The following is a 13,182-nucleotide window of genomic DNA, read 5'->3' on the forward strand; positions in this document are numbered from 1 at the left end:
ATGATTTCCCTCTCTTTAAGCAGGATGGCATCGTACTCTTCCCTGTCTTTGCTTTAGTTTTTAAATTATATTGTTATACTACCCAAAAAAGGGGATGGACGTCAATCAGGATGGCCAAATTTTTTATATTTTATACTATATGCATAATTTAAGGGAACAAACTGGGTATTTTGAATATACATAGATAAATGGGTTTTTAGGGGGGGTTTCAGTGAAGAGAAATTTTAATAATTACAAACACCGACCCTGGTTTCGAACGTTTCGGAGATTTTGCGGACAATTAATTATTCCGTTTGTGATTTTTCAATTTATTCGGACGATTTTTTTACCAACAGTTTTTGATGTGTTATTGTTATCGTTTTTTATTTTTATCGCCATTTCCATTTACTTTGAAATTATTTAAGGAGCCCATTTTGCAGGTGACTACTGCGGCTGGGCTCCTTCTTTTACTTGTTTCTGCTGATTTTCAATTTCCGTCATCCGCATGACAATATACTCGGAATTTTTTAAATGCCAATAGCGGTGCTGCAGCTGGCGGACAAATTTCATTTCATTTTTTGGCCTCTGTTTGCGGTAATAGCTTTCCGCCACTTGCATGATGGGAATCGGCAAGGCTAAATAGCTGTTGAATAATAATTTTTCATCTTCTTTAAAAGGGAAGTATTTAAAATAATGATATGCCCAGTCAAGGGCCGTATCGTTCCGTTTTGGGCTGGTATTTAAGGCCCGTGATAAATAGGGCAGGAGATCATGAATCGGCGAACCGTACCGGGCATTTTCAAAATTAATGAAAAAGCCATAGCCCCTGTCATCAAAGAGAAAATGTTCTGATGACAATTTGCCGTGGGTAATCACCATTCGTGCCTTATCGCTTTCCTTTGTATTTTCATACCATTCTTCAAATTTTGATTTGGAAAAGCGCAGTGCCTGATTTATTTCGTTGTAATATAAGCAGTAAAGCAATTCAAAGGGCGACATATAGGTCTTTTTTTCACATTCATCAATGAAGCCATCAAGGAATTCTTGGTGTTTATCAAGCTGTTGAATCGTCTTTTCATAGTGCTCTGTTCGTTCTTCTTTGCTGACTGTAATTTCTTTGGAAGAAAGGGTATGGAGCCTCGCTAATTCTCGGAAAAGCTGTTGGCTTTTGTGCTCTCGGTCTTCTTTTTGATCGTTCGGCATCCATGGCATGAGGTAATAAAGATTATTCTCATGTAAAACGGCATACCTGCCATCCATTGTCGGATAAATCGGCACGATGCGGTTAAACCCCTTTTGGTATAGGAGGTGAACATGGCGGATGAAATCCGTCCCGATGTTTGGCGGGATTTTTTTTAGAGCAAAGGTTCCTTTGTTTGAATAAATTTTTTGGACGATGCCAAAATCTTCAACAAAATAAGGTTCAATAAAGTAATTTTTTAAAATCGGTGAAACGGATTCTAGTCGATTCAAGTCACTCATGTGATTTCAACTCTCTTTCCAAGCAGAGGGGGGTTCTTTTAAAAGAAGAGCAGGTCAAAGAAACCCGCTCACCTTTTCGTCATTCGATTATTTTTTCGCAAGAGCTCCTGGAATATATAATACTTGACCTTCGAATACATCTTGATTCAGTTCTAGATTGTTGACGCGGAGGAGGTTTTGAGCCGAGACGTCATAACGGTCTGCCAAACTATCAACGGTATCACCCTTTTGCACGATGCATACCTTTAATTTTGTTTGACCGGTATTTTCATCCTTCCGGGCAAAAAACTCTGTCAGCGTCATACTCTTCTTTTTACCGGACAGCTTTTTCTTTACCTTTTTAATCATATCATCGGAAGAGGAAGAAGAACTTTCTTCTTCAACCGGATGTTTTTCCACTTGATGATGATGATGGTGATGATGGTGGTGGTGCTCCGGCTCAATTTCTACTACAACTTCCTGTTCTATTTCCACCTCAACATGCTTGCTGCCTTCACTTCTTCCTTCTTGGAAATTCCAAGCAGGCTCATAGTCTTCTTCTTCTTCCTGTGGCTGGTAGTTGAAGGTCGGGAATTTTGGTAATACCTCAACTGGTTCTTCTTCTTGCGGTTTTCTTGCCTCTGCTTCGAACAAGAAGTTATTTTGGTAGCTGCTTTGAACTGTGGGCTGTTCAACCCCTGCCTCTTCTTCTTCGTATCCTGATTCAGAACGGTGAAGTACTTCATACTCCGGTTCTTCTTGCTGCTGTTGCTGCTGTTGCTGCTCGCTTCCGTATAATCCGCTGATGGTCAGCTCTGCCGAAAGCTTCAAGCAACTCCGCTCAGGCAGGGAGTAATCAAATGACTCTACGAGGACGTCGATATCATAAATGCTCTGTATCCGATTGTTCGGAATCGTGATATCAACGGGGAATCGATGTGAAAATTCACAGCTTCCTTCCTCTTCAAGTTCTGCTACCCTCTCGACAAATTTTTGAGAGGTAAAACCTTCATTTTCGCTGGCATCGCTTGCTTCGTAACTTTTATATTCGCCGGTGAGTTCCAGCGAACCACGTATGGTTACGTACTGATCGTTTTCCTGGATGGTGATGTCGGGGTCTAGGGAAATCGAAATAAGCTCTTCGACTTCCTGTCCTTTTCTAAACCACAGCGACTCCTCCAAGGAAAATCGCAGGCACGATTGATTCTCCTGGGACAAAGCGACTCCTCCTTTCGTATCCTCCACGCAAAATCACTATGTCACTTACACTCTATGAAGAAAGGTTTTTATTTATGATAAAAAACGTATTGTTGATGGGAAAAAGAATTGGAGTTTTGAGGATACTTAGTGGTATGGAGTACTAGCTGGTGGGAGTTTCCGCCGATTTGGGCCGGAATACCGCCAAACAGCTTTTTAGTTACCATTTTTAGGATTTTTCAAGCCTAGATTCGTCGCCGGCCACCTCTTCTTATGATTTACTCGTCTAAATTCTGGATTTACTCGTTTACTCGTCACCCCGAATTCAAGTAACAAATTGACAGCAAAAAGCCAGGCGGCGAGCCTGGCTTAGGTAACTTTTATTAAAATTTGTATTATTTAAGCTTAGAAAAAGCAACTTCAGCTGCTTGAATGGTCTTTTCAATGTCCTCATCTGAATGCTCAGTAGATAGGAACAGACCTTCGAATTGTGAAGGCGGTAAGAATACCCCTTGGTTTGCCATTTCGCGATAATATGCGGCAAAGAATTCCAAATTAGAGGTTTTTGCTTTTTCATAGTTGATGACGGCTTCGTTTGTAAAGAAGAAACCAATCATCGACCCAGCGCGATTGAAAGTAATAGGAATATCATATTTTTCCGCAGCTGCTTCAAATCCTTTTTGAAGCAAGTCGCCTTTACGGATAAACTCTTTATAATGTTCCGGTGTTAATTGGCTTAATGTTTCGAGACCTGCAGTCATCGCTAATGGGTTCCCTGAAAGGGTTCCTGCTTGATAAATTGGGCCGCTTGGAGCGATTTGCTGCATGATTTCTGCTTTACCGCCATAAGCTCCAACAGGAAGCCCTCCGCCGATTACTTTTCCAAGGCAGGTAATATCTGGTGTTATATTAAAATAGCCTTGTGCACAATTATACCCTACGCGGAAACCGGTCATCACTTCATCGAAAATAAGTAATGAACCGTTTGAAGAAGTAATTTCACGTAAACCTTCTAAGAATCCTGGAAGCGGTGGGACAAGGCCCATGTTTCCGGCAACAGGCTCAACGATGATACACGCAATATCGTCGCCAAATTGTTCAAAAGCATATTTGACACTTTCAAGGTCATTATAAGGCACGGTGATTGTGTTTGATGCGGTCCCTTCTGGTACCCCAGGGCTGTCAGGCAAACCAAGTGTAGCAACACCAGAACCGGCTTTAATCAATAAGGAATCACCGTGACCATGGTAACATCCTTCAAATTTTAAAATCTTGTTGCGGCCGGTATAGCCTCGTGCTAAACGAAGGGCACTCATCGTTGCCTCAGTTCCCGAGTTAACCATCCGTACCACTTCGATGGATGGCACACGTTCAATCACAAGCTGTGCCACCTTGTTTTCTAATAATGTTGGAGCACCAAAGCTTGTACCTTGTTCCGCAGTTTTTTTCAGCGCCTCGACAACACGGTCATTAGAGTGTCCGAGAATGAGCGGCCCCCATGAAAGCACGTAATCAATATATTCATTGCCATCAATATCATAAATCTTTGACCCTTTGCCTCTTTCCATAAAAATAGGACTCATATTTACGGATTTAAAGGCGCGCACCGGGCTGTTTACACCGCCGGGCATTAGGTTTTGGGCTGCTTTAAATGCTTCAATCGATTTAGTATACGAACGCATTCTATTCCCTCTTTTCAGATAATGTTTATTCTTCCTCTTTTAGCCAGCGGCACGCATCTTTTGCAGCGTATGTAATGATGAGGTCTGCTCCTGCACGCTTCATTCCAATCAGCATTTCAAGCACAGTCTTTTTCTCATCAATCCAACCGTTAAGGGCTGCTGCTTTAACCATTGCATATTCACCGCTTACATTGTAAATAACGATAGGCAGGTTAAAAGTATTTTTCATATCACGAACAATGTCAAGGTATGGCATACCTGGTTTCACAATTAAAAAGTCAGCGCCCTCTTGAACATCTGATTCCGCTTCTCTAAATGCTTCCATCCGGTTAGCAGGGTCCATTTGATAGGTTTTACGATCGCCAAATTGCGGTGCACCCTCTGCGGCCTCACGGAATGGACCGTAGAAAGCTGAAGCATATTTAACGGCATAGGACATAATTGGAATGTCTTGAAACCCAGCTTCATCCAACCCGGCACGAATGGCTGCAACGAAGCCGTCCATCATGTTGGATGGGGCAATAATGTCAGCACCCGCTTTTGCTTGGGCAACTGCTGTTTTTACAAGTAATTCTAAAGACTCATCGTTAAGGATCTTCTCCCCTTCAACCACTCCACAATGCCCATGGTCTGTGTATTCACATAAGCATGTATCAGCTACAATAATGATATCCGGATAGTTTTCTTTAATATATCGCGTTGCTACTTGGACGATTCCATGGTCATGATAGGCCTGCTCTCCACATGCATCTTTCGTTTTCGGGATGCCGAATAACAAAACAGACTTAATTCCATGTGCGACGATATCATCCATTTCTGCTTTAAGATTATCCATCGATACTTGGAAAACACCAGGCATGGAGGATACTTCATTACGGATATTTTCACCTTCATAAATAAACAGCGGATATATAAAGTCCTCTGGCTTTAAGTGATTTTCTCTTACAAGTGAGCGCATACTGGCACTTGAGCGTAAACGGCGATGCCGTGAAAATTGTAAATCCATTATATTTACCCCCTAAAATAAGTAACATTGCTTTTACTGGCGGATAACCGGTCTCAATTGGCGCATAACCTCTCCCAATTGGCGGATCGCTCCCCCAATCAGCGCATAACCTCATCCAATCAGCAGCCCCATTCACCCGCTAGTTTTTTCTAAAAAGGCTATCAAGCTTTTCATCATTTCTTTCACGGTGTACTCCTCCGGAGATGCATGCACCGCCAACCCATAATCATGTAACTTTTTTTCGGTTATCGGCCCGATGCAGCCAATCACACAGTGCCGCAGCTGCTGCACCAGACCATTTTCCCTAACAACATCCATCAGATGGTCGACAGTCGATGGACTTGTAAACGTGAGGATATCTAGCTGGTGATCAGCCAACATCTGAAACAGCTTCACACGGCTTTCTTCCGGCATGTATGTTTCATAGATAACTACCTCGTCCACCACAGCACCAGCTTCAGTTAAAGCACTGGCAATATATTCACGGGCAAGATTTCCTTTTGGTAGCAGCACCCGTGTACCACGATCAATAAGCGGCAAAAATTCTTCAACAAAAGACTCCGCCACATAAGCAGACGGAACAAAGTCGGCATGAAGCCCCCTGCAATGCAACACCTCGTCAGTCTTTTTCCCGATTACAGCAATCCTTGGAAGACGCGCTGCACCGCCATCAAAAAAAGAAAAAAAGGTTTCCACCGTGACGTTGCTGGTGAAAATAATCCAGTCATATGTATCAAGGGCCTTCAAACAGTCTTGAAGGCGCTGATTTTTTTCAATTGGACGAAAGGCGATTAGAGGGATTTCCACTGGAGTCCCTCCGTACCTTTCAACCAAATCAGAAAAGGATTTCGCTTGATCTTTTCCTCTTGGAACAAGAACTTTTTTATCAAGCAAAGGTAAGGATTTTATCATTGACCCTCGAGCTCCCGTTTAACCCTATCAATCAGGTCCTTAGCTCCTCTTTCGATTAATAAATCGGCAGCCTGGATCCCAAGCTCTTCCGGATTTTGCCCGCGAAGTTCTTCCTTGAAGACATCATGACCTTCAGGAGAAGCAACTAATACATTTAACACGACTTCATTATTTTCTTCTACACGAGCGAAGCCGGCAATTGGTACTTGACATCCACCTTCCATTTTTTGCAGGAAGGCACGCTCGGCACGAACCGCTCTTTCTGTCTTTTTACAAGTAAATTTATCAAACAGTTCAAGCAGTTCTTTATCATCTTCACGGCATTCAATTGATAATGCCCCTTGGCCGACTGCCGGGATACAAATATCGGCATCAAGGAACTCCGTTACAACGTCGCTCGCCCAGCCAAGACGGGAAAGGCCTGCTGCCGCTAAAATAATCGCATCGTATTCTTCTGTCTCTAATTTTGCTAATCTCGTATCAACGTTTCCACGAATCCATTTAATCTCTAAATCCGGGCGCTGCACCAACAGCTGTGCACTGCGGCGAAGGCTGCTTGTACCGATGATTGCACCTGGCTTTAAATCTTTTAATTTCACATGGCCTTTTGAAATCAGGGCGTCACGGTGATCCTCACGGAAAGGAATACAGCCAATCGTCAACCCTTCAGGAAGAACAGCAGGCATGTCTTTCATACTATGGACCGCCATATCAATCTCTTTATCAAGCATTGCCTGCTCGATTTCCTTTACAAATAGCCCCTTGCCGCCAACCTTGGAAAGGGTTACGTCGAGAATTTTATCCCCTTTTGTAACAATTTCTTTGACTTCAAATTCGAATGATGGGTCAATCTGTTTAAGCTGATCCATCACCCAATTTGTTTGTGTTAACGCCAGTTTGCTTCTTCTAGAACCAACAATAATTTTTCGCATGACTGCCTCCTAAGGTGGTTACGAGTACCATAAATGAAATGATGATAATTGACCAAATAAGAAAAAGTTAATTAAAACGATTAAAAATGATGCGGAATTCCAAAGGGCTAATTTTTTTCCTGATAGATTTTTCACACTTCTTAGATACAAATAAATACTGTATGCCGTAAGTAACAGGAACGAACCGATAATTTTCATATCGTACCAAGGCATCCCGGGAACCTTGAGGAATGCCCACTGCAGGCCTAAGATTAAGCTTAGGAGCAGCATTGGAACACCAATGACAGCCAATATGTAAGATGATTTTTCGAGTTTTTCTAAATCCGCCAGCCGGACAAGGCGTGTACCCCATTTTTTCCGTTTTAATAAATCATATTGAAGCAGGTATAATGTTGAAAAAACAAAGGATAGTGAAAATGCCCCGTAGGATAAAATCGCCATCGTAATATGGATTAAAAGCAATTCAGACACAAGCTGCTTGGCCATGATATGCGAATGGTATTGCATCGGTGCAAAAGTATGGATCGCCATGACGGTAAAGCCAAGGATGTTTGTAAAAAAGACGATAAAATCGACCCGTAATAAATGATTTATACCAATTGACAATGTTACTAATACCCAGGCATAAAAATAGAGGCCCTCGAAGATGGTTAGTACAGGGAACCTGCCTGTTTTCGTCATATAGATCGCTAGGAAAACCGTTTGCAAAATCCATACAAATGCAAGTAACCAGAAGGCAATACGGTTTGCCTTCCGGTTATGGTGAATGAAGTCGAAAAAATATAACAACACACTGAAGGCATATAGAACAACGGTTAATTCATGAAGCCTTGTCATAAGTAGGTCAAACATAACCCGGGCCCCTTATGACTGAAAAGAAGCCTGGACTTCTCTAACCGGCATTTTATTTGTTTCGGCTGCTTTCGAATGTTGTTCCTGAACAAGTTCTTCAATATTAAATATTTTCATAAAGAATTCCATTGCCTGATCTGCATCCGGTCTTGCCGCCAATTCTTTCGCTTGTAAGATGGGATCTTTTAAAAGCTGGTTAATAATGCTTTTTGTATGCTTATTTAACACTTTTATATCGCGATCAGAAAGGTTTGGCAGCTTTCTTTCCAAACTAACCATTGTTTCGGTCTGAATCGCAAGGGCCTTTTCCCTAAGTGCAGAAATAACCGGAACCACTCCAAGCATACCAAGCCATTGATTAAAGTCGACAATTTCCTTTTCAATCATGAGTCTGATTTTTGCAGCGGCTTTCTGGCGTTCATGAAGGTTGGCCTCGACAATACCCTCTAAGTCGTCAATATCGTATAAAAAGACGTTTTCGAGTTCGGCGATTTTTGGATCCAAGTCCCTTGGTACGGCAATATCAACCATGAATAATGGTTTACCTCTGCGCTTTTTCTCCACTTTTGCTATCGTTTCTTTTGAAATAACAAAGCCCTTTGCACCCGTTGAGCTGATCAGGATATCTGCTTCCACGAGAGACTGCTCTAAATCCGCTAAAGTTCTTGCTTCACCGTTAAAACGATTTGCGAGTACCTTTGCTTTATCATACGTACGATTGATGACTGTTACTTTTTTAACACCATTGCCATGCAGGTTTTGAGCTGCGAGTTCGCCCATTTTTCCCGCTCCGAAAATTAACACATGCTTATTCGCAAGGGAACCGAAGATTTTCTTCGCCAATTCTACTGCTGCATAGCTGACAGAAACGGCATTGGCACCAATATCTGTTTCTGAATGACCGCGTTTGGCCACAGTAATAGCTTGTTTAAACAAATGGTTAAACACCGATCCAGTTGTTTCTTCCTGCTGTGCCAGCATAAAGCTTGTTCGCACCTGTCCAAGGATTTGGGTTTCCCCTAAAACCATTGAGCTGAGTCCGCAAGTCACATTGAATAAATGTTCTACCGCACCATCGTCCTCATAAACGAAAAGAAACGGTGAAAATTCCGTTTGTTCCAATCCGAACCATTCAGACAGAAATTCTTTTATATAATAGCGGCCAGTATGTAGCTGATCGACAACCGCATAAATTTCTGTTCGATTACATGTAGACAAGATGATATTTTCTAGGATGCTTTTTTTAGAGTTTAACTTTTTTATCGCATCCACAAGATCGGCTTCATTGAATGTCAACCGCTCACGGATTTCAACAGGGGCAGTTTTATAGTTAAGACCAACGACTACAATATGCATTTTAGTTAAGTACACCCCCAATAAGATTACAGTATTAACTAGTACGATTATATCACGAGCAATTTCGACTTTTGCCCGAAAAATGTGAACAGAAAACGAAACTATGTGATAAGATATAGTAAAACTTTCCGAATAGCTTGCCAAGTCGGATTTTGTATTATAATTTTATACTAAAAAAAACAAATTACTTCCCTATGTACAGTATCAAAAAAATGAATGAGATTCAAGTGAACCTTATTGGAAGTGGTGTTTCAATGAAAAATCAACGAATTTTCCCTGGGATTATTCTAATCGGATTTGGGGCTTACTTTTTATTACAGCAAACAGGCATTACGCTTTTTCAAGCATTTTTTACTTGGCCGACATTGCTTATCATTGTCGGGATTGCCTTTTTAGGTCAAGGCTATTCAGCAAGGGAATACGAAGCCATTCTACCTGGAGTCATTATGAGCGGATTTGGTCTTCATTTCCATTTTTCAGGTCATTTATCATTCTGGCCCACGAATACGATTGGTATGTTAATCCTCATCATTTCAATTGGCTTTTTTCTTCGCTTTCAAAAAACAAACAATGGTCTGTTGCAAGCATTCCTTTTTCTTATTTTAGCAGTGCTGCTGCTATTTTATGATAAAATTGCCGGATATTTTGGTTTGCTGCAAAACGGAATGAATTTTATTTGGAAATTTTGGCCCGCCCTTTTAATTGTTGTTGGTATTTATTTTCTACTAAAAAGAAAAAAATAACCGCCTGGCGCATAATAATGCGCTTTAGCGGTTATTTTTCTTACATATAACTTTGCAGGATCTGCCAAGCTTGATCTTTTCCTTCCCCTGTTTCAGAAGAAAAAAGTATAAGATGGTCATTTTTATCAAGTTCTAATGTCTCGCGTGTTACCTTAAGATGTTTTTGCCATTTCCCTTTTGGAATTTTATCGGCCTTTGTGGCGATAATGATGCAGGGAATTTCGTAATGCTTTAAAAAGTCATACATCATGACATCGTCATTTGTCGGCGGGTGTCGTAAATCAACAATCAAGACAGCCGCCCGCAATTGCTCACGCCTCGTAAAATACGTTTCAATCATCTTTCCCCAAGCAGCCCGCTCAGTCTTAGACACCTTTGCATACCCATAACCAGGGACATCAACAAAATGGAGAATTTCATTTATCAGGTAAAAGTTAAGTGTTTGCGTCTTACCAGGCTTCGATGAAATTCTTGCTAACCCTTTCCGGTTCAGCATCTTATTGATAAAAGAAGACTTCCCTACATTTGAGCGGCCAGCAAGGGCAAATTCAGGCAGATTTGTTTCCGGGTACTGCTCAGGTTTCACCGCACTAATAACAATATCTGAACTAACTACCTTCATTGGGTGTCACCATCCAATAGGGCATGCTTCAGAACTTCATCGACATGTGATACCGGTACAAATTCTAATTCATTCCGGACACTTTCAGGAATATCATCAATATCCTTTACATTATCCTTCGGAATAATTACCTTCGTCAGCCCTGCGCGATGGGCGCTAAGTGTTTTTTCCTTCAAGCCGCCAATCGGAAGGACTTTGCCACGTAAAGTAATTTCGCCTGTCATCCCGACTTCACGGCGAATCGGCCTGCCTGTTAATGCCGATACGAGTGCCGTCGCCATTGTGATCCCTGCGGATGGGCCGTCCTTCGGAACTGCTCCCTCTGGAACATGAATATGGATATCATATTTTTCATGGAAATCTTCTTCAATCCCAAGCACTTTCGCTTTTGAACGAATATAACTAAAAGCTGCCTGTGCCGATTCTTTCATTACATCCCCAAGTTTCCCCGTTAGTACAAGCTTACCTTTACCGGGTGAAAGTGATACCTCAATTTGCAGGGTGTCGCCGCCAACAGTGGTATACGCTAAACCTGTCGCAACCCCTACTTGATCTTCAGCCTCCGCCATTCCATAGTGGAATCTTGTTTTCCCTAAAAATTCCTCTACATTCTTCTCGGTAATAATGACACGCTTTTTCTCACCGGAAACAATGATTTTCGCCGTTTTCCGGCAAATGGTAGCCATTTGACGCTCGAGGCTGCGCACCCCGGCTTCACGAGTGTAATATCGAACCACTTTCAGGATCGCCTCATCACGGACTTGAAGAATTCCTTTTGTCAGACCATTTTCTTTAATTTGCTTTGGCAGTAAATGGTCTCGGCAGATGTGGACTTTTTCAAGCTCGGTATAGCCGGCAATCGTAATGATTTCCATTCTGTCTAATAACGGCCCTGGAATCGTCGATAAATTATTGGCTGTCGCAATGAACATAACCTTCGATAAATCGTATGTTTCTTCTATATAATGATCGCTAAAATTGTGGTTTTGCTCAGGGTCTAATACCTCAAGCATCGCGCTTGATGGATCTCCGCGGAAATCACTCGACATTTTATCAATTTCATCAAGCAAAAAGACCGGATTAATCGTTCCCGCTTTTTTCAGGCCTTGGATGATTCGGCCTGGCATCGCACCGACATAGGTTCTCCGATGGCCACGAATTTCGGATTCATCACGAACACCGCCAAGGGATACGCGGACGAAATTACGATTGAGCGATGTGGCAATCGAACGGGCAAGACTTGTTTTCCCAACACCCGGAGGTCCTGCAAGGCAAAGAATCGGGCCTTTTAAGGAATTCGTCAGTTTTTGTACCGCTAAATATTCAAGTACACGTTCCTTTACTTTTTCAAGCCCGTAATGGTCTTGATTTAAAATCTTTTCGGCACGGAGAATATCAATATCATCCTCCGTCTTTTTCGACCATGGGATCGAAATCAGCCAATCAATATAGTTTCGGATGACGGCACTTTCGGCGGAGCTTGTTGGCACCTTTTCATAACGATCAAGCTCTTTCATCGCTGCCTTAAGAGCATGTTCCGGCATGCCTGCCTGCTCAATTTTTTTCGTAAGGTCAGCAATTTCACCTGTTTTGCCTTCTTTATCGCCTAATTCTTTTTGAATCGCCTTCATTTGCTCGCGAAGGTAGTATTCTTTTTGCGTCCGTTCCATCGAACGTTTTACTCGCTGACCAATCTTCTTTTCAAGATTTAAGACTTCTTTTTCATTATGGATCGTATCAATGACGCGGTTCACACGTTTCTTGATATCAATCATTTCAAGTATTTCTTGCTTTTCCTTCAGCTTGATTGGTAAATTGGATGCGATGATATCCGCCATCCGGCCCGGTTCCTCAATATCCGTGACAGATGCATACGTTTCCGCAGAGATTTTTTTCGATAATTTTATGTATTGCTCGAAATAATCAAGCATCGTTCTCATCAAGGCTTGGTCTTCTACATCCTTTGTATCTGAATCCTCATAGGTAATGATACTAACGGAATAATAGTCATCCTCATCATAAATAGAAACAATTTCCGCTCTATTTAAGCCCTCTACCAATACGCGAATCGTTCCATTTGGCAGCTTTAGCATTTGCTTAACCTTTGTTAACGTACCAAGCCTGTATAAATCCTCTTCAGAAGGATCATCAATGGAAACATCCTTTTGAGTGGTTAAAAATATTAAGTGGTCATCTACCATTGCTTTTTCAAGTGCCTGCACAGATCTTTCACGGCCTACATCTAAATGAAGAACCATAGTCGGATATACCAGCAATCCTCGAAGCGGCAGGAGGGGGACGATCAATTCGTTCTTTTTCGCCAAAATACTGCACCTCCACATGCAAAAATCCATTATTTCTACTGTAAAGCAGAATAGTCTTTGTTGTACAATTCTATCTTATTTGTTTTTACGTGTCTATTTTTAGTGAATGGAGACTA

At 41.8% G+C, this 13,182-nt stretch carries 12 protein-coding genes and 1 other annotated feature (1 of these 13 only partly in view); of the genes, 2 read left to right on the forward strand and 10 right to left on the reverse strand.

The genetic code is table 11. From position 1 onward, the window contains the following. Positions 1–58: a binding site (T-box leader), on the reverse strand; it reaches 178 nt to the left of the window's first position. A 153-nt stretch (positions 59–211) separates the two neighbouring features. Then, the gene (locus ACIQXV_RS13250) at positions 212–403 is read left to right on the forward strand and encodes a hypothetical protein (RefSeq protein WP_402959518.1); all 192 of its coding nucleotides are present in this window, start codon (positions 212–214) and stop codon (positions 401–403) included. 20 nt (positions 404–423) lie between these two features. On the opposite strand, the gene ysxE is transcribed toward ACIQXV_RS13250, so the two are convergent. From ysxE to hemA, 8 genes are all read right to left on the reverse strand, one after another. Beyond that, positions 424–1,461: a spore coat protein YsxE gene (gene ysxE, locus ACIQXV_RS13255; RefSeq protein ID WP_402959519.1), complete on the reverse strand. Its 1,038-nt coding sequence runs from the start codon at positions 1,459–1,461 to the stop codon at positions 424–426. An 87-nt stretch (positions 1,462–1,548) separates the two neighbouring features. After that, complete coding sequence (gene spoVID, locus ACIQXV_RS13260; RefSeq protein WP_402959521.1) at positions 1,549–2,658, reverse strand: stage VI sporulation protein D; 1,110 nt, start codon at positions 2,656–2,658, stop codon at positions 1,549–1,551. 374 nt (positions 2,659–3,032) lie between these two features. Further along, positions 3,033–4,319 carry a glutamate-1-semialdehyde 2,1-aminomutase gene (gene hemL / locus ACIQXV_RS13265; protein ID WP_402959523.1) on the reverse strand — a complete coding sequence of 429 codons (1,287 nt, stop codon included), beginning with the start codon at positions 4,317–4,319 and terminating at the stop codon, positions 3,033–3,035. 25 nt (positions 4,320–4,344) lie between these two features. Then, the gene (gene hemB, locus ACIQXV_RS13270; RefSeq protein WP_402959525.1) at positions 4,345–5,325 is read right to left on the reverse strand and encodes a porphobilinogen synthase; all 981 of its coding nucleotides are present in this window, start codon (positions 5,323–5,325) and stop codon (positions 4,345–4,347) included. Between the two features lie 132 nt (positions 5,326–5,457). After that, positions 5,458–6,237 (reverse strand): uroporphyrinogen-III synthase, encoded by a 780-nt coding sequence (locus tag ACIQXV_RS13275; protein WP_402959527.1) that lies wholly within the window; start codon positions 6,235–6,237, stop codon positions 5,458–5,460. Further along, complete coding sequence (hemC, locus tag ACIQXV_RS13280) at positions 6,234–7,169, reverse strand: hydroxymethylbilane synthase (RefSeq protein ID WP_402959529.1); 936 nt, start codon at positions 7,167–7,169, stop codon at positions 6,234–6,236. The genes ACIQXV_RS13275 and hemC overlap by 4 nt, the downstream gene beginning before the upstream one ends. Positions 7,170–7,187: 18 nt before the next feature. Next, entirely contained in the window at positions 7,188–8,021 is an 834-nt protein-coding gene (gene ccsA, locus ACIQXV_RS13285; protein ID WP_402959531.1) for a cytochrome c biogenesis protein CcsA, read from the reverse strand. A gap of 12 nt (positions 8,022–8,033) precedes the next feature. Then, a complete protein-coding gene (gene hemA / locus ACIQXV_RS13290; protein ID WP_402959533.1) occupies positions 8,034–9,377 on the reverse strand; it encodes a glutamyl-tRNA reductase in 1,344 nt (447 codons plus the stop codon). Between the two features lie 254 nt (positions 9,378–9,631). On the opposite strand from hemA, the gene ACIQXV_RS13295 reads away from it, so the two are divergent. Further along, positions 9,632–10,120, forward strand: coding sequence for a LiaF transmembrane domain-containing protein (locus tag ACIQXV_RS13295; protein ID WP_402959535.1), 489 nt, complete (start codon positions 9,632–9,634; stop codon positions 10,118–10,120). 40 nt (positions 10,121–10,160) lie between these two features. Here ACIQXV_RS13295 and yihA read toward each other — a convergent pair whose 3' ends face one another. Together yihA and lon are read right to left on the reverse strand one after the other, a co-directional pair. Further along, positions 10,161–10,742: a ribosome biogenesis GTP-binding protein YihA/YsxC gene (gene yihA, locus ACIQXV_RS13300; protein WP_402959537.1), complete on the reverse strand. Its 582-nt coding sequence runs from the start codon at positions 10,740–10,742 to the stop codon at positions 10,161–10,163. Beyond that, positions 10,739–13,066, reverse strand: coding sequence for an endopeptidase La (gene lon / locus ACIQXV_RS13305; RefSeq protein ID WP_402959539.1), 2,328 nt, complete (start codon positions 13,064–13,066; stop codon positions 10,739–10,741). Before lon ends, yihA begins: the two co-directional genes overlap by 4 nt. Between the last annotated feature and the right edge of the window lie 116 nt (positions 13,067–13,182).

The organism is Neobacillus sp. NPDC097160 (assembly GCF_044762155.1).
In the GTDB taxonomy this organism is placed as follows: domain Bacteria; phylum Bacillota; class Bacilli; order Bacillales; family Cytobacillaceae; genus Neobacillus.

What these genes read in the sequence shown, in the direction of transcription:
- ACIQXV_RS13275 (WP_402959527.1), bottom strand. Translation starts at nt 6,237, where the DNA reads ATGATAAAATCCTTACCTTTGCTTGATAAAAAAGTTCTTGTTCCAAGA.
- hemA (WP_402959533.1), bottom strand. Translation starts at nt 9,377, where the DNA reads ATGCATATTGTAGTCGTTGGTCTTAACTATAAAACTGCCCCTGTTGAA.
- ccsA (WP_402959531.1), bottom strand. Translation starts at nt 8,021, where the DNA reads ATGTTTGACCTACTTATGACAAGGCTTCATGAATTAACCGTTGTTCTA.
- ysxE (WP_402959519.1), bottom strand. Translation starts at nt 1,461, where the DNA reads ATGAGTGACTTGAATCGACTAGAATCCGTTTCACCGATTTTAAAAAAT.
- ACIQXV_RS13295 (WP_402959535.1), top strand. Translation starts at nt 9,632, where the DNA reads ATGAAAAATCAACGAATTTTCCCTGGGATTATTCTAATCGGATTTGGG.
- hemC (WP_402959529.1), bottom strand. Translation starts at nt 7,169, where the DNA reads ATGCGAAAAATTATTGTTGGTTCTAGAAGAAGCAAACTGGCGTTAACA.
- hemB (WP_402959525.1), bottom strand. Translation starts at nt 5,325, where the DNA reads ATGGATTTACAATTTTCACGGCATCGCCGTTTACGCTCAAGTGCCAGT.
- hemL (WP_402959523.1), bottom strand. Translation starts at nt 4,319, where the DNA reads ATGCGTTCGTATACTAAATCGATTGAAGCATTTAAAGCAGCCCAAAAC.
- yihA (WP_402959537.1), bottom strand. Translation starts at nt 10,742, where the DNA reads ATGAAGGTAGTTAGTTCAGATATTGTTATTAGTGCGGTGAAACCTGAG.